Here is a 25,942-nt window from a genome sequence, read left to right as displayed (position 1 = left end):
GCTAAAGCATCCGCTCCCACTGCGCCAGCACGTCCGGCGTGGGGTTCACCGCCGGGGCGAAGTCCTGGCGGCCCAGCCGCGACCGGTGCTCGCGCAGGGCCCACTGGACGGTCGGGAAGGCCAGATCGTCCCAGGGGATTTCCTCCCAGCGGAACAGCCCGACCTCCTGGCTCTCCGGCCCGGCCGACACGTCCGGCGACAGCAGGCGGGCGCGGAAGATCATCTGCACCTGGCTGATGCGCGGGATGTCGTAGACGGCCAGCAGCGAGTCGATGGCGATTTTCGCCCGTGCCTCCTCCCACGCCTCGCGGGCGGCGCCCTCCATGGTGCTCTCCCGCTCCTCCATGAAGCCGGCGGGCAGCGTCCAGTAGCCCTTGCGCGGTTCGATGGCGCGGCGGCACAGCAGGATGCGGTCCTCCCAGGTCGCCACCGACCCGACGACGATCAGCGGGTTCTGGTAGGCGATGTAGCCGCAGTCCGGACAGGTCAGCCGCTCGCGGTCCTCGCCGGGCGGGATGGTGCGGACGCGGGGGCCTTTGGGGCCGTGGGAGGACGGATCGTGGGGCATCCGTCGGATATGGCGCAGACGGCGACGACGGGCAAGCCCGCTTCACCGACACGCAGCACAGGCGGGACGGAGCCGGGGAGGGATCAACCTTTGTTCATTGCCCGTTCTCTTTCCTGATTCGTTCCTGTACTCTCGGGATTTGCAGCGTTCTTCGGGGAATTTCATGCAGTTCGCGTTCGACGCACAGTCGGTGCTTCTCGGCGGCCTTGCCGGCGCCCTTCTCGGGGCGATCCTCGCCGGCATGATCGTGCGCCTCTACGCCGCACGCGCCGAGGCGGAGGCCGCCGCCATCCACGCCGAACTGGTCACCCGGCTCGACATCGCCGAGCGAATCGAAGGCGACCTGCGGGAGGAGGTGGAGGCCCGCGACCACCAGGTCGCCCGGCTGACCGGCGAGCTGTCCGCCGCCCGCGAACGGCAGGCAGAGCTGTCCACCACGCTGGCCCGCGAGCGCGCGTCGTCGGCGGAAAAGCTGGCCCTTCTGGAGCGTGCGCAGGCCACCCTGTCCGACAGCTTCAAGGCCTTGTCGGCGGAGGCCCTGCGCTCCAACAACCAGAGCTTCCTCGACCTCGCCAAGGAGACGCTGACGACCTTCCAGGAGCAGGCGCGCGGCGACCTGGAGAAGCGGCAGACCGCCATCGCCGACATCGTCGCCCCGGTCCGCCAGTCGCTGGAGCGCATGGACGGCCAGATCCAGGAGATGGAGCGCAGCCGCGCCGGCGCCTACGAGGGGCTGAAGCAACAGGTGCTGTCGCTGGTGGAGACGCAGGCCCAGCTCCGCACGGAGACCGGCAACCTCGTCCGCGCCCTGCGCAGCCCGGTGGCGCGCGGCCGCTGGGGCGAGATCCAGCTCCGCCGGGTCTGCGAGATGGCCGGGATGCTCGACCACTGCGACTTCGTGGAGCAGATGAGCGTGGAGGCCGCCGGCGGGCGGCTGCGCCCCGACCTCGTGGTCAAGCTGCCCGGCGGCAAGACCATCGTGGTGGACGCCAAGACCCCGCTGGAAGGCTATCTCGACGGGGTGCAGGCGGCCGACGACGGCGCCCGCCGCGACGGGTTGTCGCGCCACGCCCGCCATGTGCGGGAGCATATGAAGCAGCTCGGCACCAAGGCCTATTGGGACCAGTTCGCGGATTCGCCGGAATTCGTCGTGCTGTTCCTGCCCGGCGAGAATTTCTTCTCCGCGGCGCTGGAGCACGACCCGGCGCTGATCGAGGCCGGCATCGACCACCGGGTGATCCTGGCCACCCCGACGACGCTGATCGCGCTGCTGCGCGCCGTCGCCTATGGCTGGCGGCAGGAGCGGCTGACCGACAGCGCCCGCGAGATCAGCGCCTTGGGCGCCGAACTCTACAAGCGCCTGCACGATCTGGGCGGCCATATGGAGCGGCTGGGCGGGCAGCTCGACAAGGCCGTGGGCTGCTACAACGGGGCGGTCGGCAGCCTGGAATCCCGCGTCCTGGTCACCGCCCGCCGCTTCCGCGACCTCCACGCCACCCCGGACAGCGCCGAGGAGATTCCCCTGCTGGAACCGCTGGACCACGCCCCGCGCCCGCTCCAGGCGCCGGAGCTTCGCGCCGCCGAACACCGGACCGCGGACCTGCGGGCGGCAGCCAGGGCGTAGGGTTGCACCCCGCAACCCAGATTTGCCCGTCTTGTTTCGCCTTGCAAAGGACGGGAGCGGTCCCAATTTCCCTCCTGTCATTCTGCTTCGGACTGCCGGCCTGCTACGCCTTCGGGTGCCCAGATCGTCGCTATGCCTGGACACAGTCTGATGCGCCGCACCGGCCGATGCGGCGCCTTTCATACTAATCGGAGAGCAATCATGCCCGTCGGTACCGTCAAGTGGTTCAACAGCACCAAGGGTTATGGCTTCATTCAGCCGGACAACGGTGGCGCGGACGTCTTCGTCCACATCTCCGCGGTCGAGCGCGCGGGCCTGCGCAGCCTGAACGAGGGCCAGAAGGTGTCCTACGAGGAGCAGCGCGATCCGAAGCGCGGCAAGACCTCGGCGGAGAACCTGAAGGCCGTCTGAGCCACGTCTCAAGACTCGGCATCGGAGGGGGCACCGGGAAACCGGTGCCCTTTTCCGTTGCGCGCTTTTCTTCTACAAGCACCCTCTGACGTTCGGAGTTCCCCCCATGGCCAAGACCAAGAAGAAACAGCCGGTGGACAGCGCCTTCGTGCTGTTCGACGTTCTGTACCAAGACGGCGCCCGCACCTCCAACCGCAAGGTTCCCGGCACGCTGGTCGGCGGGCTGGACGGCGACGAGCCGGCCCGCGGCTTCATCGAGGAGCAGGACCGCAAGATCGCCGAGATGTCCGGCAACCCGCGCGGCCCCATCAAGTCGATCACCCGCTCGCCCCTCTGAGGTGCGGCCGCATCGGCGGGTCGCGGCGGGGTGCGCTGTGCGCCTTCCTTGACCTTGTGGCCCGCCCCTCATATTTTGACGGATTGTCGCACCTCCACGCACCGTTGCTGAGTTCCCATGGCCGTTCTGGATATCCTCGTCGCCCCGCACCCGGTCCTGAAGCAGAAGGCGAAGCCCGTCGAAAAGGTCGACGCGCGCATCGCCAAGCTGATGGACGACATGGTCGAGACCATGTACGCCGCGAAGGGCATCGGCCTCGCCGCGCCGCAGATCGGCATCCTGGAGCGGGTGATCGTCGTGGACGTGCACGAGAAGGACGAGAAGCCGAACCCCATCCGCCTCGCCAACCCGGAAATCGTCTGGAAGTCGGACGAGACGTCGGTGTGCGAGGAGGGTTGCCTGTCGGTGCCCGACCAGTACGCCGAAGTCACCCGCCCGTCCTCGGTCCGCGTCCGCTATCTGGACGAGACCAACGAGACCCGCGAGATCGAGGCCGACGGCATGCTGGCGACCTGCATCCAGCACGAGATCGACCATCTGAACGGTGTGCTGTTCGTCGACTACCTGTCGATGCTGAAGCGCAACATGATCCTGCGCAAAGTCCAGAAGATGCAGCGCGCCTGACCTTACCGACGTTGGACGACCCTTCATGACGCCGCTCCGCCTCGTTTTCATGGGCACGCCGGATTTCGCCGTGCCCAGCCTGCGCGCCCTGACCGATGCCGGGCACGAGGTGGTCTGCGTCTACAGCCAGCCGCCCCGCCCCGCCGGGCGCGGTCAGCAGGTCCAGAAATCCCCGGTCCACCGCTTCGCCGAGGAGCGCGGCATCCCCGTGCGCACGCCCAAGTCGCTGCGCAACGCCGAGGCCCAGGCCGAGTTCGCCGAGCTGAAGGCCGATGCCGCGGTGGTCGCCGCCTACGGGCTGATCCTGCCGCAGCCGATCCTCGACGCGCCGCGGCTGGGCTGCCTGAACGTGCATGGCTCGCTTCTGCCCCGCTGGCGCGGCGCCGCCCCGATCCAGCGCGCGATCCTCGCCGGCGACGCCGAGACCGGCATCACCATCATGCAAATGGACATCGGGCTGGACACCGGCGCCATGCTGCTGAAGGACGCGGTGCCGATCACCGCCGAGACCACCGCCAGCAGCCTGCACGACGCGCTGGCCGACATGGGCGCCCGCCTGATCGTCGAGGCGCTCGACGGCCTCGACGCCGGCCGCCTGACCGCCGAGCCGCAGCCCGAGGCGGGCGTGACCTACGCCGCCAAGCTGACGCGCGAGGATGGCCGGCTCGACTGGACGCGCGACGCCGCTTTCGTCGAGCGGCAGGTCCGCGCCCTCACCCCCTGGCCCGGCTGCTGGTTCGACGCCCCGACGCCGACCGGCGGGGTGGAGCGCATCAAGGTCCTGAAAGCCGAGTTGGCGCCGCCGGACGGTGCGGTCATGTTTCCGACCCCCGAAAAGAACACCAAAGAATCCGGCCTCATTTTCGGCAAGGCGGCGCCCGGCACGCTGCTCGACGACCGCCTGACCGTGGCCTGTTCCGACGGCGCCGTGCGCCTTACCCTGGTGCAACGGCCCGGCAAGGCCCCGGTGGACGGCGCCGCCCTGCTGCGCGGCTTCGCCCTGCCCGTCGGCACCCGTCTCGGCGACGCCGCATGCAGCGCTGGAAACTGACCCTCGAATATGACGGCCGACCCTTCGTCGGCTGGCAGCGGCAGGACAATGGCCCCTCCGTCCAGCAGACGCTGGAGGAAGCCATCGAGCGCCTGTCCGGCGAGACCGTGCGCGTCCACACCTCCGGACGGACGGACGCCGGGGTGCACGCGCTGGGGCAGGTCTGCCATTTCGACCTGGAGAAGCCCTTCACCGGGCTGAAGCTGCGCGACGCGCTGAACTTCCACCTGAGGCCCGCCCCCGTCGCCGTCCTGCAGGCCGAGGCGGTGCCGGAGGAGTTCCACGCGCGCATGACCTGCCTGGGGCGCAGCTACGTCTTCCGCATCGTCAACCGCCGCGCCCCGCTCGCCCTGGAAACGGGCCGCGCCTGGCACGTCATGCGTCCGCTGGACGCCGAGGCGATGCACGAAGCCGCTCAGGTCCTGGTCGGCCGGCACGACTTCACCAGCTTCCGCGCCGCGCTCTGCCAGGCCAACTCCCCGGTCAAGACGCTGGAGCGGCTGGCCGTCGAGCGGGTCGGCGACGAGGTGCGGGTGCACGCCGCCGCCCGCTCCTTCCTGCATCATCAGGTGCGCAACATGGTGGGCACGCTGGAGCTGGTCGGAGCCGGCAAGTGGAGCGCCGACGATCTGCGCCGCGCGCTGGAGGCCCGCAACCGCTCCGCCGCCGGGCCGACCGCCCCGCCCGACGGCCTGTATTTCGTCAACGCCCGCTACTGACAGCCGCAAGGCGGCGGCTGGCGTTTCACAGCGGGAACCGATAGATTCTCCAGCGAACGAACAACCGGCCGAGGTTCCTCCGCCGTGCACCGCCGTCCGCCGCGCCTGTTCCCGCCCTTTCTCCTGCTGGTCGTCGCGCTGCTGCTGACCGGCTGCGGCGTGGACGGCGATCAGGCCACGCTGTGCGGCAAGCTGATCCCCGCCTTCGACTCCGGACCCGTCACCATCCTGGGCACGGAAGCGCTGGGCGGTGACGAGCCGGCGCTGCGCCTCACCTACCGCACCGATTCCGGCACCCACTGGATCGCCTGCCGCTTCGGCGGACGCTTCTTCGATTCGCGCCGGCATGAGCTGGTGATGGTGGCGACCGACCGCATGGGGCGGCTGCGGCCCATGCAATTCGCCATGCTGCGCATCTGGGCCGGCCTGCCCGCCGCCCGCCTCGGCCTGCCGCCGGAGTCGGGCGGAGCGGAACGCAGGCCGCAAACGGACTGGGCGCCGTTGCTGTTCTTCCTGCAACAGGTCATCAACGCCGCCACGGTGGCCTGCGTCTACGGGCTGCTGGCGCTGGGCTACACGCTCGTCTACGGCATCCTCGGGCAGATCAACCTCGCCATGGGCGAACTGACCATGATCGGCGCCATGCTGACCGCCATGGGGGCAGCGGCGCTGGGCATGGCCGGGCTGGGCGGGATGCCGCTGGCGGTACTGGGCGTCTTCGCCACGGTGATGGCCTTCACCGCCGTCCAGGGCTGGACCATGGACCGGCTGGTGTTCCGCCGCCTGCGCCGCGCCCACAACCACACGCCGCTGATCGCCGCCGTCGGCCTGTCCATCGCCTATCAGGAGGGGATGCGGCTTCTGCACGGCGCCCGCGACTGGTGGCCCGCCCAATTCCTGGCCAACCGGCACGAGCTGCTCAGCGACGGCGCCTTCACCGTCACCGCCCTGACCTCGCAGGCCGTGATCCTGCTGATGACCGGCGGGCTCTACGCCCTGCTGTGGGCGATCATGCAGCGCACCGCCTACGGCCGCGCCCACCGCGCCTGCGCCGACGATGTGGGGGCGGCGGAGCTGGTCGGGGTGGATGTCGACCGCACCGTCGCCACCACCTTCGCGGTGGGCGGGGCGCTGGCCGCGGCGGCGGGTGCGGTGATCGCGCTTTACTATGGCGGGGTCAATTTCTACACGGGCTATCTGATCGGCTTCAAGGCGCTGGCCGCCGCGGTGGTCGGCGGCATCGGGTCGGTCCCCGGCGCCATGCTGGGCGGCGCTCTGCTGGGGTTGGTGGAAACCTTCTGGTCGGCCTACTTCGCCATCGCCTACAAGGACATCGTGGCCTTCGGCCTGCTTACCCTCTTCCTGATCTACCGCCCGGATGGGCTGATGGGACGAAGCCGCGGGCGGGGGGATTGAAGCCCCCGGTCGCGGTGACCGGTCAGGGAAGGTCCGCCCCCATGGCCGCGGCGATGGTGTCCAGGTCGCGGTCAGTGACCGTGAACAGCCCGAAGCGGAACGGATAGCCCCAGTTCTGCACCCCGGCGGAGAAGTCCAGCCGGTCGAGCAGGGGCAGGATCGGCGTCTCCCGCCCGTCCAGCCACCGCACGTCGCGGCGGAAGGGCACGAATCCCCCGCCCATATCGAACGGGTAAGGGGCACCATCCCGCACGATCCCCACGGCGGTGAAGGATTGCAGGCGGTCCTTTCCCTGGAAACGCTCGGTCGGCGAGTAGTAGGCGACGCGGTCCCCCGGGCGGATGCGGCGCAGCGGCGCCGCCTTGCCGTGGCAGACCTGCATGAAGCCCTCCGCCCGCCCCCGCCGGACATGCTCGGCGGAGGCGACGGTGATCCAGCTGCGGCTGGCGGTGGCCCGATCCATGGCGGACCTCACGCTTCCGTCGGGGCGAAGACGCGCAGGCGGTGGCCATCCGGGTCCAGCGCGACGAAGGTGTGGCCGAAGTCCATGGCGGTCGGCGGCTGGGCGATGGTCAGGCCGCGCCGCGCCCAGTCGTCGTGAAGGCCCTGCACCGCCGCGGCGTCCGCCACCCGGAAACCGATCTCGCCGCTGCCGCCGAGCGGTCCAACGGACGCCGCCGGCTGCACCGTGTGGCGCGACCACAGCCCGAGCATGACGCCGGAGTCCAGCGCGAACATGGCGAAGGTGGGCGACGCCTCGACCGGCGGCTTGCCGGTCAGGCCGGCGTAGAAGGCGGCGCTGTCGGTCGGGCTGTCCACATAGAGAAGGATGATGTTGGCGCTGAACATGGGCTGGTGTCCTCGCTTGGTCTCCGGTCCGGGCGATCCCGTCCGGTGAAGACCAAGCTACGGCACCACACTGACAGTTTCTGTCAGCAGTCGTGCGCGGGCGCGCTCACCGCGCCGGGATGCCCTCGGCCTCGCGCCATTCCTTCAGCAGCGCCTGCCGCCGCCGCGGGTAGCGGTCTTCCAGCGCCGTCACGGAGACGATGCGGTCGGCGCGGAAATGGCGGATCGCCCCGCGCAGTTCGCACCACGCGACCAGGACGCGCAGCCTGTCGAAGAAGCCGAGCGCGAAGGGCCAGACGACGCGCTCGCTGGCGGCCCCGTCGCGGTCGCGGTAGGCGATGGACAGCTTGCGCTCGCCGCGAATGGCCCGCCGGACGACGGCGAGGTCGACGCCGTCCCCGACGATCGGCTCTCCCGGCCCGATGAGCAGCGCGGAGGCGTCCATGCGGTCGCGGAGGTCCGGCGGCAGCACCGCCGCGATCTTGGCGAGCGCGTTCTGCGCCGCCGCCCCCAGCGCGCCGTCCGCCCGGTCGGCGACCCAGCGGATGCCCAGCGCGAGCGCCTCGATCTCCTCCTCCGCGAACATCAGCGGCGGCAGCAGGAAACCGGGCTGGAGGAGATAGCCGACGCCCGGCTCGCCGTCGATGCGGGCGCCCTGGGCCTGGAGGGTGGCTATGTCGCGGTAGATCGTGCGCAGGCTGACGCCGAGTTCGTCGGCGAGGACATGCCCGCTGACCGGCCGGCGGTGGCGTCGCAGGCACTGGATCAGGTCGATGAGGCGTTCGGCGCGCGACAGCGGAGGATGCCCCTAAAAACGACGAAGCGGGGACGGCTGGAAGGCCATCCCCGCTCCGGGCGTACCAGCGGACCGTAAGAGCTTACAGGCTGCGCACGTCGGTCAGATGCCCGGTCACCGCCGCCGCGGCGGCCATGGCCGGGCTGAGCAAGTGGGTGCGTCCGCCGCGGCCCTGGCGGCCCTCGAAGTTGCGGTTGGAGGTCGAGGCGCTGCGCTCGCCCGGCGACAGGCGGTCGGCGTTCATGGCGAGGCACATGGAACAGCCCGGCTCACGCCACTCGAAGCCGGCCTCGGTGAAGATCTTGTCCAGACCCTCTTCCTCCGCCTGCTCCTTGACGAGGCCCGAGCCCGGAACGACCAGGGCGCGCACGCCCTCGGCGACCTTGCGGCCCTGGGCGATCACCGCGGCGGCGCGCAGATCCTCGATGCGGCCGTTGGTGCAGGAGCCGATGAAGACGGTGTCCACCTTCACGTCGGTCAGCTTCTGGCCGGGCTCCAGGCCCATGTAGGCCAGCGAGCGCTCGACGGCGGCGCGCTTGCCGGCGTCGGCCACATCGGCCGGGTTCGGCACGGTCGCGGTGATCGGCAGCACGTCCTCCGGGCTGGTGCCCCAGGTGACCTGCGGAACGATGTCGGCGGCGTTCAGAACGACGGTGGTGTCGTAGACCGCGCCCTCGTCCGACGGCAGGGTCTTCCAATACTCCACCGCCTGCTCCCAAGCGCCGGCCTTCGGAGCCAGGGCGCGGCCCATCACATACGCGAAGGTCTTCTCGTCCGGGGCGATCAGGCCGGCGCGGGCGCCGCCCTCGATGGCCATGTTGCAGACGGTCATGCGGCCTTCCATCGACAGGCCGCGAATGGCGTCGCCGGCGAACTCGATGACGTGGCCGGTGCCGCCGGCGGTGCCGATCTTGCCGATGATCGCCAGCACGATGTCCTTGGCAGTCACGCCGGCCGGCAGTTCGCCGTCGACGCGGACCAGCATGTTCTTGGCCGGCTTCTGCAGCAGGGTCTGGGTGGCCAGCACATGCTCCACCTCAGACGTGCCGATGCCGAAGGCCAAGGCGCCAAAGGCACCATGCGTCGCCGTGTGGCTGTCGCCGCAGACGATGGTGGCGCCGGGCAGCGTGAAGCCCTGCTCCGGACCGACGATGTGCACGATGCCCTGGCGGACGTCGTCCATCGGGAAGTAGCGGACGCCGAAGTCGCGCGCGTTCTTGTCCAGCGTCTCGACCTGGATGCGGCTCTCCTCCTCGACGATGCCCTTGGAGCGGTCGGTGGTCGGCACGTTGTGGTCGGGAACGGCGAGGGTCGCTTCCGGACGGCGCACCGGACGGCCGGCAAGCCGCAGCCCCTCGAACGCCTGCGGGCTGGTCACCTCATGGACCAGATGGCGGTCGATGTAGAGGATGCAGGTGCCGTCGTCCTGACGGTGGACGACGTGGCTGTCCCAAATCTTGTCGAACAGGGTGCGCGGCTTGGACATAGCAACTCTCTCTCGCGGCAATTCTCTCTCGCAAACCACAGACCGGACGAACGAAGCGTGCGGTAAGAGGGCCGCACAATAGCCGTCTCTTTCAACCAGGACAAGGCCGAGCCTGTGGAAAACACCCCTCGTCCCGCAGCGAAAAATCGCAGCCTCCCCGCGCCGCCCATCGGCTGGCGGGGAAGGCGCTCCTTATGGTAGCGTCCGCCCACCGATCTCCTTTGCCCCATTCCATGAAGGGTCATCCCGTGACGGACCCCACTGTCCGCTGTGAACGCTGCGAACGGCCGTATCCCGCCGAGCTTCCCGGCTGCCCGAACTGCCGGCGCATCCGCCAGACCAACATCGCCATCGCCACCACCATGATCCTTCTGGTGCTGTTCGCCATCGGCGGCTGGTTCGGCATCCAGGTCTTCACCGGCTTCTCCACCGGCACCACGCCGTAACGCCGGCCCCCTCGCGGGGCTGCCGCACCGGGAACGCAGACCTCCCGCCCCCACCCGCGCCGTAGGATGCGGCAAAATTCAGGGTTGGGAGGATTCATGGCGGATCGGGCCATGCCACACGCCGCGGCCGGCCAGGGACCCGTGGGCGGTCCGGGCACCGTGGTCTACGCGCAACTTGCGGGAATCGTGCTGTTCTGGGGCGCCAACTGGCCCCTGATGAAGCTGGCCCTGTCCGACATCGGGCCGCTGACCTTCTGCCTTCTCCGTTTCGCCGGGGCGGCGGCGGTGCTGGCCCTGCTGTCGCGGGTGCTGCGCTTCCCCCTCCTGCCGCCGCCGGGGGAGCGCTGGCCGCTGGCCCTCGTCGGGCTACTCCAGATCGCCGGCATGCTGGACCTCAGCTCCATCGCGCTGCGGGTGGTGCCGCCGGGGCGGGCTGCGGTGCTGGCCTACACCATGCAGATGTGGGCGCTGCCGTTGGGCGTGCTGCTCGCCGGGGAGCGCTTCACGCGCGGTCGGGTGATCGGCGCGCTGCTGACCTTCGCCGGCGTCCTCGTCTTCTTCAACCCGGCCCTGCTGGACTGGAGCGACCCGGCGGTTCTGCTCGGCAACGGGCTGCTGCTCGCCTGTGCGCTGAGCTGGGCGCTGGGCGCCACCGTCTACCGTCGTCGTCGCGGCGGCTGGCGCACGCCCTTCTGGACCCAGACCTTTTGGCAGATCGCCGTCAGCGCCGTGGCGACCGCGCCTCTGACCCTGGCGGCGGAGCACGCCCGGCCGATCCACTGGACGCCCGCGCTGGGCACCGTCCTGGCCTTCAACTGGGTGATCGCCACGGGGCTGTGCTTCTGGTGGTGGGCGAAGTCGCTGACCGCGATGCCGGCGGCCCAGGCCGGGCAGATCATCTGCCTCGTCCCCGTCACCGCCCTGCTGCTGAGCGCGGTCTTTATGGGCGAGCCGCTGACCGCCGGCGTGCTGGTCGCGGTGGCGCTGATTGGCGCGGGAATCCTGACGACGATGCGGGCACGGTAAAGAGGTTGTTTTTCATCGCCTTGGGAAGCTTTTCAACAATACAATTTCAGAATACAAACGCACGATTCCCATCTGGCATTCAGATGCAGTTTTGGTCAGGCAAAACCGCGTTGAAGCCGCCTTTCAATACTCCTATTATCAAATTCCCTAATTGCTATGAGGAATTTGCGATGAGAACCTATAGCGGCACAGAGATGAAACTCAAGATGATGAACGCCCCACTTCGGACGAAGCAGTTCAATGTCAGCATTCCAATCATAAACCGTTACATTGCCTTACTCGGCCAAGGCCGCACCGCACCCAATATCAAAGTTGCGGATGGAGTGATAATCGAAGGGAACCATAGGTATATTGCTGGATACATCTACGGAAAAGTTCCCGGATGCGATCCATACATCAATCCTCAGCCGAGCACCCCGACCTATAGCTTCGACGCGATCAACTACGACCCCGTGGATTGGGAAGCCAATCGACGGGGTTGTTGATAAAAAAAACCGCTTAAAGCCCAACGCCAAACACCCGCCCGGATCGCTCCGGGCGGGTGCTGGTTCAGGCGTACCGAACGAAAGGGCGCCGGATTACTCCGCGGCGGCCTTCGTGTTGTTCATGCCGCGGCCGGTCGTGCGCTCGGCGATACGGGCCGACTTGCCGCGACGGTCGCGCAGATAGTACAGCTTGGCGCGGCGGACGGCGCCCTTGCGGACCAGCTCGATCGACTCCAGACGCGGGGAGTAGAGCGGAAACACGCGCTCCACACCCTCGCCGTAGCTGATCTTGCGGACGGTGAAGGACGAATTCACGCCGGCGTTCCGGCGGGCGATCACGACGCCCTCGTAAGCCTGGACACGCTCGCGCGTGCCCTCGACCACCTTCACGTTCACGCGGACGGTGTCGCCCGGCGAGAACACAGGAATGGTCTTGCCACCGAGGGCCTTCTCGATCTGCTCCTGCTCGAGCTGCTGCAACAGGTTCATGACACTACCCCTTTCCATCGGTGCGCCTCGCGGCGGACCGTCACTCTGGTTTCGGGCCGCGCCGGCGACCCCGTTTCCCAATCTGACCCTCGGCCTTCTTGCCCGCCTCGTAGCGGTCCCACAGGTCCGGTCGCCGGGCCTGGGTGATCCGCTCCGCCTCGGCGAGCCGCCAGGCGCGAACCTTCTCGTGGTGGCCGGACAACAGGATGTCCGGAACCGACCGTTCCACACCCTGCCCGTCGGTCCAGACCGCGGGCCGGGTGTAGTGGGGGTATTCGAGCAACCCCCGTTCGAAACTTTCCTCGCCCGCCGTCTCCACATTGCCCATGACACCGGGGAGCAAGCGCACCACGGCGTCGATCAGGCACAGGGCGGCGGTTTCGCCGCCGGACAGCACGAAATCCCCGAGGCTGACCTCCTCAAGGCCGTGCGCGTCCAGCACCCGCTCATCCACCCCTTCGTACCGGCCGCAGAGCAGGGTGACCACCGGGGTGGCCGCCAGCTCCTTGACCAGCTCCTGGTCGAGCACCCGTCCGCGAGGCGACAGGTAGATCGCCCGTCCGCGTCCAGGAGTGCCCGGAGGACCCGCCGTCGCGGTCAGAGCCGCGTCCAGCACGTCGGGCCGCATGACCATGCCGGCCCCTCCGCCGAAGGGGGTGTCGTCGACGGAGCGGTGTTTATCGCGCGCGAACGAGCGGATGTCCACTGATTCCAACGCCCAGACTCCATTTTCCAGCGCCTTTCCCGCGAGGCTGAGCCCCAGCGGACCCGGAAACATCTCCGGGAACAGCGTCAGAACCTTGGCCGTCCAGGCAAGAGAACCGGAAGCGCCGTGATTCACGGGCGGGTTCCCTTGTTCTCAACGTCGTCTTCAGCGACATCCGCGCCCTCCGGCGCGGCCTCTCCGTCCTCTTCCGCCCCGCCTTCGCGCGCCTCGATGACCGCGGGAAGATCGACCACGACGCGGCCTCCCTTCACATCGACCACCGGAACGCAGGCGCGGGTGAAGGGCAGCATCTCCAGCGGCCCCGATTCGGTGCGGATCTCCAGCACGTCACCGGCTCCGAAGTCGTACAGCGCCTTCACCGTGCCCCAGACGGTGCCGTCGGCGAGTTCCGCACGCAGCCCGATCAGGTCGGCGTGGTAGAACTCGTCCTCGTCCTCCGTCTCGGGCAGGGCGGAACGGTCCACATAGAGCCGGACACCGGTCAGTTCCTGCGCCTGTTCGCGCGTGGCGATGCCATCGACGCGGACCAGGAACAGTTCCTTCATGGTGCCCTGAAGCGTCAGCGCGAAGCGCCGGGCACCCCGCTCGTCCGAGAGGGGGCCGTAGGACGCCACGGCCGCCGCATCCTCGGTGAAGCTTTTCACCTTCACGAGGCCGCGGACGCCGTGCGCCCCGGCGAATTGGCCGACGCAGACTTTTGTGGACATGGCTTGAGCGTGTGCGTTGCGGGGCGTCACTTGCCCCCTCCCTACCCCTCCCCCGCCTTCGGCGAGGGAGGGAATCTCAGCCCTCCACCGCCAAAGGCGGGGGAGGGAGGGACCCGCGCGCAAGCGCGGGAGGGAGGGGGCCGACGCCGATCCTTATCAGCCCTCGGCGGCGGCCTTGGCGGCGGCCTCGGCCTTCAGACGCTCCTGCGCCTTGGCCTTCGGGGCGGACTTCTTCGGGGTCTCGCGGATTTCCGGCTTGGCGATCAGGCCGGCGTTCGCCAGGAACAGGGCGACGCGGTCCGTCGGCTGGCCGCCGACCGACAGCCAATGCTTGGCGCGCTCGGCGTCCAGGACGATGCGCTGCTCATGCTCGCGCGGCAGCATCGGGTTGTAGGTGCCGATCTTCTCGATGAAGCGGCCGTCGCGCGGGCTGCGGGCGTCGGCAACGACGATCGAGTAGAACGGGCGCTTCTTGGCGCCGCCACGGGCGAGACGGATCTTCAGGGACATGGGACAGTCGCTTCCTTGGTGTAGTCGCTTGATAGGCGGTTGAACATGATCGCGCTCATCGCGCGGTTGCTTTCGCCGGGGATCAGGTTGGTCCCCGGAAATTCTTCGGCAGGAGGCTCTGCAGCCCGTGGCGCATCAGCCCCTTCTGCCCCAGCTTCTGCACCTGCTTCATCATGCCGCGCATGGTGTCGTACTGCTTGAGCAGCTTGTTCACCTCCTGCACGCTGGTGCCGGAGCCGGCGGCGATGCGCTTGCGGCGCGACGCCTTGATGAGCTCGGGGTGCTTGCGCTCCTTCTTCGTCATCGAAGAGATGATCGCCTCCTGGCGCTTGATCATCCCGTCGTCGATGTTCGCGTCCTTGAGCTGGTTCTTGATCTTGCCGATGCCCGGCAGCATGCCCATCAGGCCGGACATGCCGCCCATCTTGCGCAGCTGCTTGAGCTGGGAGGCCATGTCGTCGAGGTCGAAGCCCTGGCCCTTCTCCATCTTGCGGGCGAGCTTCTCGGCCTCTTCCTTGTCGATGGTCTCGGCGGCCTTCTCGACCAGCGACACGACGTCGCCCATGCCGAGGATGCGGCCGGCGATGCGGTCGGGGTGGAAGGCCTCCAGGGCGTCGATCTTCTCGCCCATGCCCAGCAGCTTGATCGGCTTGCCGGTGATCTGGCGCATCGACAGGGCGGCACCGCCGCGGGCGTCGCCGTCCACGCGGGTCAGCAGGATGCCGGTGATGCCGACCTTGTCGTTGAAGTTGGTGGCGACCGTCACCGCGTCCTGGCCGGTCATGGCGTCGGCGACCAGCAGCGTCTCCGCCGGCCTGGTCGCGTCGCGCACGGCCGCGACCTCGGCCATCAACTCCTCGTCGATGGACAGTCGGCCGGCGGTGTCGAGCATGACCACGTCGTAGCCTTCGCGCCGGCCGGTCTCGATGGCGCGGCGGGCGATGGCGACGGGGTCCTGGCCGGGAACGATCGGCAGCGTGGCGACGCCGGTCTGCTCGCCGAGAACCTTCAACTGCTCCTGCGCCGCCGGGCGGCGCACGTCCAGCGAGGCCATCAGGACCTTCTTGCGGTCCCGGTTCTTCAGGCGCAGCGCGATCTTGGCGGTGCTGGTGGTCTTGCCCGAGCCCTGCAGGCCGACCATCAGGATCGGCACGGGGGCGGCGGCGTTGAGGTTGATCTCCTCGCCCTGCCCCAGCATCTCCACGAGGTTGTCGTGGACGATCTTGATGACCTGCTGGCCGGGGGTGATCGAGCGCAGGACCTCCTGGCCGATCGCGCGTTCCTTGACCTGGTTGACGAACTGCTTGACCACCGGCAGGGCGACGTCGGCCTCCAGCAGCGCCACGCGCACCTCGCGCAGCGCGGCGTTGACGTCCTCCTCGCTCAGCGCGCCGCGGCGGCGCAGCTTGTCGAAGATGTCGCCCAGGCGTCCGGTCAGGCCATCGAACATGGGTCAGCGGTCCTCAGTTTCGGTCTCCATCCGCTCGAACGCGATCGGCTCAAGCACAAACGAGCCAGTGCGCGAAACTCGCGGACTGGCGGAGGTCCTCGGCACGCAGGCCGATGGTACCCGGTCGATGGCTCGACGGATGCAGGTCGGCGGACCATACGCATCGCCGGGGGTGGAGTCAACAACGCAGCGACGGCCCGCCAGGGCAATCGCCCGAACGCCGTGTGCCGAAGACGCGGACAAGATCGACACGGATTTCACGGAGCCGATCGGCCCGATGCGTCCGGCTTGCGGTTGGAACGGGTCCGTCCGTGCCATCCGTGTTCAAATCCGTGAAATCCGTGTCGATCTTGCCCCCGACCGGGCGGCGTCCCCATCTCAAGCGATTGCCCTGCGACGGCCCGCCCGCGCGCAGCCTCTTGCGCAACGGCGCGCAAAAGGTCACTATTTCCATACACAACCAAGGGCTTTGCGGCCCCGGCCCAGCGCCCGCGATAGAACGCATTCGAGGCGTACTTGAATAAAGCGTTACCGATTGTTAACTTTTTCTTCGCGGCTCCCCTTTAGAGTGTGCCGCGACTCCAACCCGGGATTTCCCTGATGCCCCCCGCGCAAGGCTTCGGAACGAACACGCCGCGGACGAAGCTGACGCAGAGTCAGCTGAACACGATCCTGCTCCGCCATCAGGCTTTCCGGAAAAGCCAGCCGGGCGGTGTGCGCGCGAATCTGAAGATGCGCGACCTGTCGCATCTGGACCTGTCCGGCATCGACCTGTCCGACGCCGACCTGTCCGGGGCGAAGCTGTTCAGCGCCCGGCTGACCCGGGCCAACCTGACCAACGCCAACCTCTACGCCGCCGACCTGCGGCTGGCGAACCTGGAGAAGGCCGATCTGCGCCGCGCCGACCTGCGCGGCGCCTGCCTGCGCGGCGCCGTGCTGTCGGAAGCCATGCTGGTGGAGGTGGACCTGCGCGACGGCACGCTGCTGCACTACACCCCGTCGGGCGAGATGATGCCGCACAATTTCGAGGATTCGGTCCTGACCTCGGAGCTGACGGCGGCGGTAATCCGCGGCGCCGACCTGTCGCGGGCCAAGGTGGCGAACGCCTTCGTCATGCAGACCGACCTGACCGACGCGATCCTGCGCGGCACCAAGTTCATGCGCGCCAACCTGACGAACTCCAACCTGACGGGCTGCGACCTGACCGACGCCGACCTGTCGGAAGCCAACCTGTCCGGCGCCCGGCTGTCCGGCGCGGTGATGACCAACTGCGCCATCGGGCGCGCCAACTTCACCAACGCCAACCTGATCGGCGCCATCCTCGACGCGGCCCAGCTCCGCTCCCCCAACCTGTCCGCCGCGGTGATGGCGAAGGTTCTGGAGAATCCGGACGACGACCTGCGCAACATCCTGACCCTGCACGTCTCCTGGATCGACAGCGGCGGCAAGGACGGCAAGCGCGCCGACCTCTCCTCGCTCGACCTGTCGGGGCGCAAGCTCGACGGCATCAACCTGTCCGCCGGCATCCTGCAATGCATCACGCTGCGCGGCGCCTCGATGATGGGCACCTCGCTGGCCATCGCCGACCTGTCGCTGTCGGATCTGCGCAAGGTGAACTTCACCAGGGCCGATCTGCGCGGCGTCAATTTCGAGCGGGCGACCCTGACCGGCGCCAACCTCACCGAGGCGCAGCTCGGCCCCGTCCACATCCAGGGGTCGAGCAGCCACGTCTGGCGGGCCAACCTGCAGCGCGCCCGCATGGGCATGGCCATCCTGAAGGACGCCGACCTGCGCAAGGTGAACCTGTCCGGCGCCAACCTCGCCGGGGCGGACCTGCGCGGCGCCAATCTGAGCGAGGCCGACCTGACCGGCACCGACCTGACCGGCGCGGACCTCGACGGGACGGTGCTGGACGGCACCAGCCTGACCAACGCCATCGGGGTCGAGGAGATGACCGGCACCTGATCCTTTCCCGGACTCAGGAACGCCGGGTCCACGGGCCGGAGCGGTAGGCCGTGCGGACGTGGTTGATCAGCAGGTTGCGGGCGTCGATCAGCTGGGCCATGCGGTCGCGGCAGGCGACCACCCCGGTGTCCGGGTGATAGACCGGGGCCAGCTCGCGGAAGCGCTTCACCACCCGGTCCTCGTCGAAGCACCATTCGTTGACGAAGCCGAACATCTGGGCGGCGTCGCGCACCTGGGTCAGCTTGCCGTCCAGCGGACGGAAGGACACCCGCTCCAGCGCGTGGGCCAGCGCCTTGTTTCGGTAGGTCAGCGTCTCCACCGCCCCTTCCAGCCGCCCCGCCTCCTCGGCGGGCATCAGCCGGCAGCCCGGTTCGGCCAGCGCCAGCGCCGCCGCCAGCGACCGGCGGATCGCCGCGTCGCTGTGGCCGGGCGGCAGCCGCAGCTCCAGCACCGCCCGCTCCGCATCGTCTTGCGGCGGCGTCCCCGGATCGGGCGTCCGGTCGGGCACCAGCAGCAACGCGGCGGCGGTGAGCGCGGAGAGGTCGGTGCCGCGCCTGACGGCCAGACGCACCACCGCCTCCGCGAAAACGCGGGCACAGGAAACCCGGTAGGGGATGGCCGGCGGGGCGCCGACGCTCCTGGCCGACGGGAAGAACCCGGCGTCCGCCTCGGTCAACGCGGCGAAGGGATAGCCATCCGGAGCGGTCATGAAAGGCACCAACGCGTCGTGCGTGTGGCGCGACTCTAACGCAATCTCCGGATTCCGCGCAACGGCCCACCCCGTCGCAGGAGGTGTAACGCGAAACCGGCACTCCCCCGCCCGATGGCAGGCACCCGGCCGGTCAGCGGTGCATCGGCGCCGGTTTGGCCGGCAGTTTCTGCAGCATGTCCTCGATGTAGGCCTCGTCGCTCTTGCCCGACATGGCGGCGAAGCCCTTCAGCATCTGGCTGCCGAAGCTGAAGACGCCGGTCAGGTCGATCTTCCAGGCCCCGCCCTCGCGCACGAAGTCGGCGGGGACCAGGGCCGGGCGGTTGTCGACCATCAGCAGGGCGGAGGCGCGGTCGCCGCGCACCCGCACCGGGCCGAGCCCGCTGCTGCCGATGACGTTGGGGCCGAGCCAGCCGTTCCTCATGCCGTGGTCGGCCAATTCGCCCAGCGACATGCGGCGCAGGTCGGCCGGGCTGACGTAGCGGCGCAGGCCCATGGCGGCGAACTTCTCCGCCGGCTCCAGCTTGGCGAGGCCGGAGTCGTTGCCGCTGCGGGCGACGCCGCGCACCTGCTCCAGCTTGTCGACCGACGCGCGGGACAGCAGCGGGACGACCGCCGCCCCGCGCTTCTGCGCCAGGGCGGCGCGGGCGCTGTCGAACACGGCCGCGACCTCCCGCTCCTCCGGGGAGGCGGGCGGCGGGGCGGCGGCGGCCGGAAGGGAGATGACGGGAAAGGAAAGACCGAGGAACAACAGCAGCAGGGCCAGGGCGCGCATGAACGGGTCCGTGTGGTGGCGCGGCGTCAGACTTTCTCCTCGACTCCGAAGAAGGCGAGCTGCCAGCGCATCTCGTCGTCGGACATCGGGTAGAGGACGCCTTCCTTTGCCATAAGCGCGGTTTTTGGCGGAATCTGGGCGATGCGCAATTGCACCTGCCGGGCAAAGCGCATCGACAGGCCGCAGCGCCAGACCAGCGAGGTGACGGCGCGCGGGGCGTGGGTGCCGATGATGCGGTCGATGATCGGCATGGGAAGCTGCGCCAGCTCGCCCAGCCCGGCCAGAACGAAGGCCCGGTCGCCTTCCGCCAGCGCGCCTTCCAGCAGCTTCTCCGTCAGCTTGCCTTCCTTGTTCAGCCGGGCCGCCTTGTCGGACGGGCGTTCGGCCGCCTTGTCCTTGTCACCGGGCAGATGGCCAAGCTCCTCCTCCCCGAAATCGACGAGGCCGCGGGCGACACCGGCTCCGGCGCCGCCGTTGCCACCGGCCCCTCGGTTGACGCGCGCCCGCACGCCCTCGGCCAGGGCGCGGGCGGCGGCGGGGTCGAGGTCGGTGCGCTCGCGCAGGACCTTCAGCAGGTTGTCGGCGACGAAGCTCGCCAGACGCGCCACCGCGCGGGCCGGCAGGCGCGGCCGGCGCACCAGCGGGGCGTGCCACGGCTCGTGCTGCGGCGCCTGGTCGAGGATGCGGTCCAGCGTCTCCTCGCGGATCTGGGCCGAGGGGTTGGCGAGCAGGGCGGTCATCGCCGCCTCGTCGTCGGACCGCGCGATGGCGTCGGCGACGGAGGCCGAGATCTGCTTGCGTCCGGCGATCGCCGACAGGGCGCCGGCCACCGGCCCGCGCATGATGATGTCGGCCAGATCCTCGTCGGTCAGGATCGGCGAGAATTGCAGGACCGGGGCGCAGACCGACAGCTCCACGTCGCGGGCCAGCGTGTTGATGACGCCGTGCGGCGCGCCGGGCAGCTCCTTCAGCGCCTCCGAGAGGATGCCGCGCACTTCCGTCGCCTGATCGCGGGCCAGCGCCTCCAGGCATTCCAGCGTCAGACGCTCGATCTGCGACGCCTGGTCGGCGGACAGGTCGGGCAGCAGCCGGGCGACCTTCTGGGCCAGGGCGCCGCGCACCGCGACCTCCCGGTCCTTGGCCAGCATCAGGTCGGCCTGCCGCGGCGTGCCGGCGTTGGTGGCGATGGCCTCGCGAACCTCCGCCGCCGCGTCGGCGGCCAGGAAATAGAGCAGCTCCGGCCGGGTCTCGGGCGACGCGGCGACGCGGCGGCGCACCGCCGGATCGGCGCTGCGCGCCATCTGCTTGGCGGCCTCGTAGTCGGCGGGATCGAGAAGCTGGGGATCGCCGCCGACGGTCATCGGGACGCCTCCGCCATGGGGTCCGCCACGGCGGCGGCGTCCATGGGGAGGGGGGCGACGGCGTAATGACCCTTTCCGCGCTTCTTGGCGTCGTACATCGCCGAATCGGCGCGGTCGGTCAGCTCCTGCAGGGTCTCGCTCCCCACCCGGTGGACGGCGATGCCGATGGACAGCCCGAGCGGCTTGTCCGGCCCGGCGGAGAGATGGCGCAGCGCGGCCATGCCGGCCAGCAGCCGTTCGGCCACCGCCACGGCCTGCGCCTCGTCGGTGCGGCCCAGCCACAGGACGAACTCGTCGCCGCCCAGCCGCCCCGGCAGGTCGCCGGGCCGGACGCCGTTGGTCAGCAGCCCGCCGATGGCCATCAGTACGGCGTCGCCCTGCTGGTGGCCGTGCAGGTCGTTCACCGCCTTGAAGTTGTCGAGGTCCACATAGAGCAGTGCGGATGGCCCGGTGTCCGGACGGCCGAGCACCTCCTCCAGCCGCTCGAAGAAGGTGCGGCGGTTGAACAGGCCGGTCAGCCCGTCGCGCTCCGACAGGCGGCGCAATCGCTCCTGATAGGCCAGATGCGCGTGGGCGATGCCGATGTGATCGGCCACGCCGGACAGCAGGATCCGGTCCTCCTCGTCCCAGGGATCGGAATCGTCGCCGCGCCAGACCACCACCGCGCCGTTGACGGCCTGACGGTGCTCCGTCCGGGCGGCCAGCAGCCGGTTCGCTCCCAAGGTCAGCTCCTGCGCGTCCTCGCCGGCGGCGATCTCCTCCAGAACCGGCCGCGACAGGTCGGACAGCAACTCCTCCGGGATCTCCGCGGCGAAATCGGCGGCCGGACGCAGGGCACCCGTGTCCGTCGCGCGGTAGATGCGGCAGCCGTCGGCGCCCAGCGCGCGGGCGGTCTCCACCGCGGCGACGCGCAGCGCCTGCTGGGCGTCGAGCTGGTCGCGCAGCGTGTGGACGATGTGGGCGAGCATCTTCTCGCGGTTGCGCACCCGCGCCAGCTCGGCGGAGCGCAGCACCTGCTCCGTCGTTTCCCGGCAGACGCCCCGCGCGCCCATCCAGTCGCCCTGCGGCCCGAACAGCGGCACCGCCGACACCACGAAGCAGGCGGGCAGATCGTCCACCCGCTTCAGCCACAGCTCCGCCTGATCGACGGGACGGCGGCTGTCGAACGGCAACGGCAGGTCGCCCCACTCGGCCACCGCCAGATCCTTGGGGTTGCGACCAATCAACGCATCGGGGGTGTAACCCAGCGCGCCCTTGGGCGTGACGAAGACGAATCGCCCGTCGCTGCCCGTTTCCCAGGCAAAATCGCTCGAAACCTCGACCAGATCCTTGTAACGGCGGCGCGACTCGATCAGCGTCTGGCGGAGCTGCCGCTCCAGCGTGGCGTCGCGTCCGAGCAGCAGGATTTCCCCGTCGGGCAGCGGCGTGGCCGCCCATTCGACGATCATCACGCCGCGCGGCAGCTCCACCGGAAGGGAGCGCAGGCCCGGCGCCACGCTGCAGGTCGCCAGCCACCCCTGGATGTCCGCCAGCCAGCGCCCGCCGGCAGACAGCAACTCGTCCGCGGCGGCGTTCGCGGCGGCAACCACGTGGGCGGAATCCAACCGGATCGCCGGACCGGGGAAGGCGGCCAGAAGCGTGGAGGTCGGAAGGGGGCCGGGCGGATTGACCGGCGGAACGTCGGATGTTGGGTCTGCGGACACGGTGCGAACCTGAGACTGCGCGGCGCGGAGTATACCGGAAAAATGCGCAACCATCCTGAATCTTTCTTCAGGCGGTCCGGGTGGCTGCCATACGCAACCTCCCATTGAGCCCACCACCGCGCGCGACCGGAATCGGGCCGCGCGGCGAAGCGGCTTGCGGGCGGGCCGGCGAAGCCCCATTCTTCAGCTCATGATGGCTTCCCTTCGCGACACCGGGGTCTGGATCTTCGACCTCGACAACACCCTCTATCCCGCCTCCTGCAACCTGTTCGCCCAGGTGGACCGGCGCATCGGCGATTTCATCGCCGGGCATTTCGGCATCACCTACGACGAGGCGCGCGTCATGCAGAAGCGCTTCTTCCGGGAGCACGGGACGACGCTGCGCGGCCTGATGGTGGAGCACGACGTCGATCCGGTGCCCTTCCTGGATTACGTCCACGACATCGACGTCAGCCCGGTGGCCCCCTGCCCCAGCCTGGCGGACGCGCTGAACCGGCTGCCGGGGCGCAAGATCATCTACACCAACGGCTCCGTCCGCCACGCCGAGAACGTGACGCGGCAGCTGGGCATCGACGGCTGCTTCGAGGCGACCTTCGGCATCGTCGAGGCCGGCTACGTGCCCAAGCCCGACCCGCGGCCCTACGATATCCTGGTGGATCATTACGGCATCGACCCCGCCCGCGCCTGCATGGTGGAGGACATCGCCCGCAACCTCGTCCCCGCCCATGCCCTGGGCATGACGACGGTGTGGGTGCGCAGCGAGGCCGACTGGTCCCGCCCCGACGAGGGCGGAGTCGGCACCGGCAGCCACATCGACCACACCGTGGACGACCTGCCGGCCTGGCTGGAGGAGATCGCGGGCTGAGCGGCGGCCGCGAGGCCCCGCCCCCTCCGTAGGAACCCTTTAAAAACAAGGCAACGTTGACAAGGCGGCGCGGCCCGGCCCATGTTCCGAACCCTCGAACAGACAGCCCAGCGAATGCCGCCATGAGCCACGCCAGCCTCGAATCCGCCGTCAACGCCGCGTGGGAAACCCGCGACACCCTGAACGTTTCGACCAAGGGCGCCGTCCGCGACGCCGTCGAGGAGGCCCTGTCCGGCCTCGACTCCGGCGACCTGCGCGTCGCGCAGAAGACGGACGCCGGCTGGGTCGTGAACCAGTGGCTGAAGAAGGCGGTCCTGCTGTCCTTCCGCCTGAACGCCAACGAGACGATCCCCGGCGCGCCGGGCGGCGCCTCCTGGTACGACAAGGTGCCGCCGAAGTTCGAAGGCTGGTCCGAGGCGCAGTTCCAGGCCGCCGGCTTCCGCGCCGTTCCGGGCGCGGTGGTCCGCCGCTCCGCCTACGTCGCGCCGAACGTCATCCTGATGCCCAGCTTCGTCAACGTCGGCGCCTATGTCGACAGCGGCACCATGGTGGACACCTGGGTCACCGTCGGCTCCTGCGCGCAGATCGGCAAGAACGTCCACCTGTCGGGCGGCGTCGGCATCGGCGGCGTGCTTGAGCCGCTCCAGGCCAATCCGGTCATCATCGAGGACGACTGCTTCGTCGGCGCCCGCTCCGAGGTGGTCGAGGGCGTGATCGTGGAGCGCGGCGCCGTGCTGTCCATGGGCGTCTTCATCAGCGCCTCCACCAAGATCATCGACCGCAACACCGGCGAGGTCTTCGTCGGCCGCGTCCCGGCCTACTCCGTCGTGGTGCCGGGCACCCTGCCGGGCAAGCCGCTGCCGGACGGCACGCCGGGTCCGGGCCTCTACTGCGCGGTGATCGTGAAGCGCGTGGACGAGCAGACCCGCGCCAAGACCTCCATCAACGACCTGCTGCGCGACTGACGCCGGGGAAGACGCCACGATGACCACCGCCGCCGCTCCCTCCTTCGACCCCTGCGATCCCGTCGGGGTGGCGCAGGCCCTGATCCGCTGCCCCAGCGTGACGCCCGAGGACGGCGGCGCGCTCGGCGTCCTGGAGGCGGCGCTGGCGCCGCTGGGCTTCGTGTGCCACCGCCTGCGGTTCGAGGAGGAGGGCACGGCGCCGGTGGACAACCTCTACGCCCGTCTGGGCACGGAGGGGCCGAACTTCTGCTTCGCCGGGCACACCGACGTGGTGCCCCCCGGCGAGCTGAAGGGCTGGTCCATCGATCCCTTCGCCGCGGAGATCCACAACGGCCGCCTCTACGGCCGGGGTGCGGTGGACATGAAGGGGGCGATCGCCGCCTTCGTCGCCGCAGCAGCCCGCTTTGTGAAGGAAGGCGGGACGCCCAAGGGCTCGATCAGCCTGCTGATCACCGGGGACGAGGAAGGGGTCGCCATCAACGGCACCCGCAAGGTGCTGGACTGGCTGCAGGCCAAGGGTGAAACGCTCGACGCCTGCGTGGTCGGGGAGCCGACCAACCCCAAGGCGCTGGGCGACATGATCAAGATCGGGCGGCGCGGCAGCATGACTGCCTTCCTGACCGTCCACGGCGCGCAGGGGCACGTCGCCTACCCGCATCTGGCCGACAACCCGCTACCCCGGCTGGCCCGCATGCTGGCCGCCATCACGGCGGAGCCGCTGGACGCCGGCACCCCGCATTTCCAGCCGTCGAACCTGGAGCTGACCACCATCGACGTCGGCAACCCGGCGCACAACGTCATCCCGGCGCAGGGCAAGGCGACGCTGAACATCCGCTTCAACGACCTGCACACCGCCGACACGCTGCTGGCGTGGCTGCGCGAGCGGCTCGACCGGGTGGGCGGCTCCTACGAGCTGGACCATTTCGTGTCGGGCGACAGCTTCCTGACCCCGCCCGGCCCGCTGACCGAGCTGGTGGCGGACGCCGCCGAGCGCGTCACCGGGCGCCGTCCCGAGTACTCGACGACCGGCGGCACGTCGGACGCCCGCTTCATCAAGAATTTCTGCCCGGTGGTCGAGTTCGGCCTCGTCGGGCAGACGATGCACAAGGTGGACGAGCACACCGCGCTGGACGACCTGACCCGCCTGACCGACATTTACGGCGAGGTTTTGCGGAACGTCTTCGACCGGATCGGTTGACGTAAGGCCCCCTCCGCCCGTTCCCCCCACCCTCCGGTGACCGCAACATGCCGCTGACCGCCCGGGACGTCGCCACCTCCGTCTTCGGCGCCTATCGTCTGGCCCGGTTCGACCCCACCGGATTGCAGCATCTGGACCGCACCCCCGAAGGGGCGTGGAAGTCCTTCTACGCCGCGGTGATCGTCGCCCCGGCCTGGACGCTGCTGCTGGCGATCCGGCTGTGGGACCAGGTGCCGGACACGCCGCTGTTCCAGCTCGTGGTGGTGGAGGCCATCGCCTACGTCATCAGCTGGACGGCCTTCCCCGTGGTCATGCACGGGGTGAGCGGGCTGCTGGACCGGCAGAGCCGCTTCATCGACTTCCTGTGCGCCTACAACTGGTCGTCGGTCGTGCAGATGGGCATCTATCTGCCGGTGGTGATCCTGGCCGCCACCGGGCTTCTGCCCGGCCCGATCTCCGAAGGGCTGGTGTTCGGCATCATGCTGGCGATGCTGACCTACCAATGGTTCGTCATGCGCACGGCGCTGGACATCTCCGGCGTCGCGGCGGCGGTCCTGGTGCTGCTCGACCTGTTCCTGTCGGCGCTGATCACCGATTTCGCCGACGGGCTGCTGTAGCGCGGCGTTTGCCCCCACCCCGGCCCTCCCCCGCTTCGCAGGGGAGGGAGAATGGTCCCCTCC

Annotated in this window: 29 protein-coding genes and 1 pseudogene; 15 read left to right on the top strand and 15 right to left on the bottom strand. The window is 69.4% G+C overall.

Annotation, left to right across the window (positions count from 1 at the left end):
- Window position 1 precedes the first annotated feature (1 nt).
- A complete protein-coding gene (locus DXK32_RS24085; protein ID WP_114860813.1) occupies window positions 2-568 on the bottom strand; it encodes an NUDIX hydrolase in 567 nt (188 codons plus the stop codon).
- 163 nt (window positions 569-731) lie between these two features.
- On the opposite strand from DXK32_RS24085, the gene rmuC reads away from it, so the two are divergent.
- The 7 genes from rmuC (at window position 732) to DXK32_RS24050 (ending at window position 6,750) form a co-directional block, all read left to right on the top strand.
- The gene (rmuC, locus tag DXK32_RS24080) at window positions 732-2,192 is read left to right on the top strand and encodes a DNA recombination protein RmuC (protein WP_114860812.1); all 1,461 of its coding nucleotides are present in this window, start codon (window positions 732-734) and stop codon (window positions 2,190-2,192) included.
- A 201-nt stretch (window positions 2,193-2,393) separates the two neighbouring features.
- Window positions 2,394-2,603 (top strand): cold-shock protein, encoded by a 210-nt coding sequence (locus DXK32_RS24075; RefSeq protein WP_014239340.1) that lies wholly within the window; start codon window positions 2,394-2,396, stop codon window positions 2,601-2,603.
- 106 nt (window positions 2,604-2,709) lie between these two features.
- Window positions 2,710-2,940, top strand: a complete 231-nt coding sequence (locus tag DXK32_RS24070; protein ID WP_109070767.1) for a hypothetical protein — start codon at window positions 2,710-2,712, stop codon at window positions 2,938-2,940.
- Between the two features lie 117 nt (window positions 2,941-3,057).
- Window positions 3,058-3,564 carry a peptide deformylase gene (gene def, locus DXK32_RS24065; protein WP_114860811.1) on the top strand — a complete coding sequence of 169 codons (507 nt, stop codon included), beginning with the start codon at window positions 3,058-3,060 and terminating at the stop codon, window positions 3,562-3,564.
- A 25-nt stretch (window positions 3,565-3,589) separates the two neighbouring features.
- The gene (gene fmt / locus DXK32_RS24060) at window positions 3,590-4,615 is read left to right on the top strand and encodes a methionyl-tRNA formyltransferase (RefSeq protein WP_114860810.1); all 1,026 of its coding nucleotides are present in this window, start codon (window positions 3,590-3,592) and stop codon (window positions 4,613-4,615) included.
- Window positions 4,597-5,334 (top strand): tRNA pseudouridine(38-40) synthase TruA, encoded by a 738-nt coding sequence (gene truA / locus DXK32_RS24055; protein ID WP_114860809.1) that lies wholly within the window; start codon window positions 4,597-4,599, stop codon window positions 5,332-5,334. The genes fmt and truA overlap by 19 nt, the downstream gene beginning before the upstream one ends.
- A gap of 84 nt (window positions 5,335-5,418) precedes the next feature.
- Window positions 5,419-6,750 (top strand): branched-chain amino acid ABC transporter permease, encoded by a 1,332-nt coding sequence (locus DXK32_RS24050; RefSeq protein WP_114860808.1) that lies wholly within the window; start codon window positions 5,419-5,421, stop codon window positions 6,748-6,750.
- Window positions 6,751-6,772: 22 nt separating this feature from the next.
- Here DXK32_RS24050 and DXK32_RS24045 read toward each other — a convergent pair whose 3' ends face one another.
- The 5 genes and pseudogenes from DXK32_RS24045 to leuC all read right to left on the bottom strand — a co-directional run bounded on the left by DXK32_RS24045 (window position 6,773) and on the right by leuC (window position 9,881).
- The gene (locus DXK32_RS24045) at window positions 6,773-7,213 is read right to left on the bottom strand and encodes an EVE domain-containing protein (protein ID WP_114860807.1); all 441 of its coding nucleotides are present in this window, start codon (window positions 7,211-7,213) and stop codon (window positions 6,773-6,775) included.
- An 8-nt stretch (window positions 7,214-7,221) separates the two neighbouring features.
- On the bottom strand, window positions 7,222-7,599 hold the full coding sequence (locus tag DXK32_RS24040) for a VOC family protein (RefSeq protein WP_114860806.1): 378 nt from the start codon (window positions 7,597-7,599) through the stop codon (window positions 7,222-7,224).
- Between the two features lie 106 nt (window positions 7,600-7,705).
- Window positions 7,706-8,185: a helix-turn-helix transcriptional regulator gene (locus DXK32_RS24035; protein WP_247877313.1), complete on the bottom strand. Its 480-nt coding sequence runs from the start codon at window positions 8,183-8,185 to the stop codon at window positions 7,706-7,708.
- 45 nt (window positions 8,186-8,230) lie between these two features.
- Window positions 8,231-8,368: pseudogene (locus DXK32_RS33545) on the bottom strand (helix-turn-helix domain-containing protein); the annotation flags it as partial.
- Between the two features lie 109 nt (window positions 8,369-8,477).
- Window positions 8,478-9,881, bottom strand: coding sequence for a 3-isopropylmalate dehydratase large subunit (leuC, locus tag DXK32_RS24030; protein ID WP_114860804.1), 1,404 nt, complete (start codon window positions 9,879-9,881; stop codon window positions 8,478-8,480).
- A 248-nt stretch (window positions 9,882-10,129) separates the two neighbouring features.
- On the opposite strand from leuC, the gene DXK32_RS24025 reads away from it, so the two are divergent.
- The 3 genes from DXK32_RS24025 (at window position 10,130) to DXK32_RS32340 (ending at window position 11,838) form a co-directional block, all read left to right on the top strand.
- Window positions 10,130-10,327, top strand: a complete 198-nt coding sequence (locus tag DXK32_RS24025; protein ID WP_114860803.1) for a hypothetical protein — start codon at window positions 10,130-10,132, stop codon at window positions 10,325-10,327.
- Between the two features lie 111 nt (window positions 10,328-10,438).
- Window positions 10,439-11,353, top strand: a complete 915-nt coding sequence (locus DXK32_RS24020) for a DMT family transporter (protein WP_162801330.1) — start codon at window positions 10,439-10,441, stop codon at window positions 11,351-11,353.
- 5 nt (window positions 11,354-11,358) lie between these two features.
- Window positions 11,359-11,838, top strand: a complete 480-nt coding sequence (locus tag DXK32_RS32340) for a hypothetical protein (RefSeq protein WP_205215821.1) — start codon at window positions 11,359-11,361, stop codon at window positions 11,836-11,838.
- A gap of 93 nt (window positions 11,839-11,931) precedes the next feature.
- On the opposite strand, the gene rplS is transcribed toward DXK32_RS32340, so the two are convergent.
- The 5 genes from rplS to ffh all read right to left on the bottom strand — a co-directional run bounded on the left by rplS (window position 11,932) and on the right by ffh (window position 15,721).
- Window positions 11,932-12,327 carry a 50S ribosomal protein L19 gene (gene rplS / locus DXK32_RS24015; protein ID WP_014239328.1) on the bottom strand — a complete coding sequence of 132 codons (396 nt, stop codon included), beginning with the start codon at window positions 12,325-12,327 and terminating at the stop codon, window positions 11,932-11,934.
- A gap of 40 nt (window positions 12,328-12,367) precedes the next feature.
- Window positions 12,368-13,168 (bottom strand): tRNA (guanosine(37)-N1)-methyltransferase TrmD, encoded by an 801-nt coding sequence (trmD, locus tag DXK32_RS24010; RefSeq protein ID WP_114860801.1) that lies wholly within the window; start codon window positions 13,166-13,168, stop codon window positions 12,368-12,370.
- Entirely contained in the window at window positions 13,165-13,761 is a 597-nt protein-coding gene (gene rimM, locus DXK32_RS24005; RefSeq protein WP_114860800.1) for a ribosome maturation factor RimM, read from the bottom strand. Before rimM ends, trmD begins: the two co-directional genes overlap by 4 nt.
- Window positions 13,762-13,917: 156 nt before the next feature.
- Window positions 13,918-14,271: a 30S ribosomal protein S16 gene (gene rpsP / locus DXK32_RS24000; protein WP_014239325.1), complete on the bottom strand. Its 354-nt coding sequence runs from the start codon at window positions 14,269-14,271 to the stop codon at window positions 13,918-13,920.
- A gap of 82 nt (window positions 14,272-14,353) precedes the next feature.
- Complete coding sequence (gene ffh, locus DXK32_RS23995; RefSeq protein ID WP_114860799.1) at window positions 14,354-15,721, bottom strand: signal recognition particle protein; 1,368 nt, start codon at window positions 15,719-15,721, stop codon at window positions 14,354-14,356.
- 600 nt (window positions 15,722-16,321) lie between these two features.
- On the opposite strand from ffh, the gene DXK32_RS33540 reads away from it, so the two are divergent.
- Window positions 16,322-17,686, top strand: coding sequence for a pentapeptide repeat-containing protein (locus tag DXK32_RS33540; RefSeq protein WP_114860798.1), 1,365 nt, complete (start codon window positions 16,322-16,324; stop codon window positions 17,684-17,686).
- 13 nt (window positions 17,687-17,699) lie between these two features.
- Here the strand turns inward: DXK32_RS33540 and DXK32_RS23985 are convergent, their stop codons facing one another.
- The 4 genes from DXK32_RS23985 to DXK32_RS23970 form a co-directional block, all read right to left on the bottom strand.
- Window positions 17,700-18,395, bottom strand: a complete 696-nt coding sequence (locus DXK32_RS23985; RefSeq protein WP_114860829.1) for a hypothetical protein — start codon at window positions 18,393-18,395, stop codon at window positions 17,700-17,702.
- Window positions 18,396-18,528: 133 nt separating this feature from the next.
- Window positions 18,529-19,170 (bottom strand): hypothetical protein, encoded by a 642-nt coding sequence (locus tag DXK32_RS23980; RefSeq protein WP_114860797.1) that lies wholly within the window; start codon window positions 19,168-19,170, stop codon window positions 18,529-18,531.
- Between the two features lie 26 nt (window positions 19,171-19,196).
- Entirely contained in the window at window positions 19,197-20,531 is a 1,335-nt protein-coding gene (locus tag DXK32_RS23975; protein WP_114860796.1) for a DUF2336 domain-containing protein, read from the bottom strand.
- Entirely contained in the window at window positions 20,528-22,234 is a 1,707-nt protein-coding gene (locus tag DXK32_RS23970; protein WP_114860828.1) for a sensor domain-containing diguanylate cyclase, read from the bottom strand. Before DXK32_RS23970 ends, DXK32_RS23975 begins: the two co-directional genes overlap by 4 nt.
- 193 nt (window positions 22,235-22,427) lie before the next feature.
- Between DXK32_RS23970 and DXK32_RS23965 the strand changes: the two genes are divergently transcribed.
- From DXK32_RS23965 to DXK32_RS23950, 4 genes are all read left to right on the top strand, one after another.
- Window positions 22,428-23,099, top strand: coding sequence for a pyrimidine 5'-nucleotidase (locus tag DXK32_RS23965; RefSeq protein WP_432612361.1), 672 nt, complete (start codon window positions 22,428-22,430; stop codon window positions 23,097-23,099).
- A gap of 122 nt (window positions 23,100-23,221) precedes the next feature.
- The gene (dapD, locus tag DXK32_RS23960; protein WP_014239316.1) at window positions 23,222-24,064 is read left to right on the top strand and encodes a 2,3,4,5-tetrahydropyridine-2,6-dicarboxylate N-succinyltransferase; all 843 of its coding nucleotides are present in this window, start codon (window positions 23,222-23,224) and stop codon (window positions 24,062-24,064) included.
- Window positions 24,065-24,083: 19 nt separating this feature from the next.
- Entirely contained in the window at window positions 24,084-25,262 is a 1,179-nt protein-coding gene (gene dapE, locus DXK32_RS23955) for a succinyl-diaminopimelate desuccinylase (RefSeq protein ID WP_114860794.1), read from the top strand.
- 47 nt (window positions 25,263-25,309) lie between these two features.
- Window positions 25,310-25,879 carry a hypothetical protein gene (locus DXK32_RS23950; protein WP_114860793.1) on the top strand — a complete coding sequence of 190 codons (570 nt, stop codon included), beginning with the start codon at window positions 25,310-25,312 and terminating at the stop codon, window positions 25,877-25,879.
- Window positions 25,880-25,942: the final 63 nt, after the last annotated feature.

The sequence above is a fragment of the Azospirillum brasilense genome, assembly GCF_003349955.1.
Classification (GTDB): domain Bacteria; phylum Pseudomonadota; class Alphaproteobacteria; order Azospirillales; family Azospirillaceae; genus Azospirillum; species Azospirillum brasilense_B.
The sequence above is the reverse complement of the archived record's forward strand: the minus strand, read 5'-3'. Positions and strand labels throughout refer to the sequence as shown.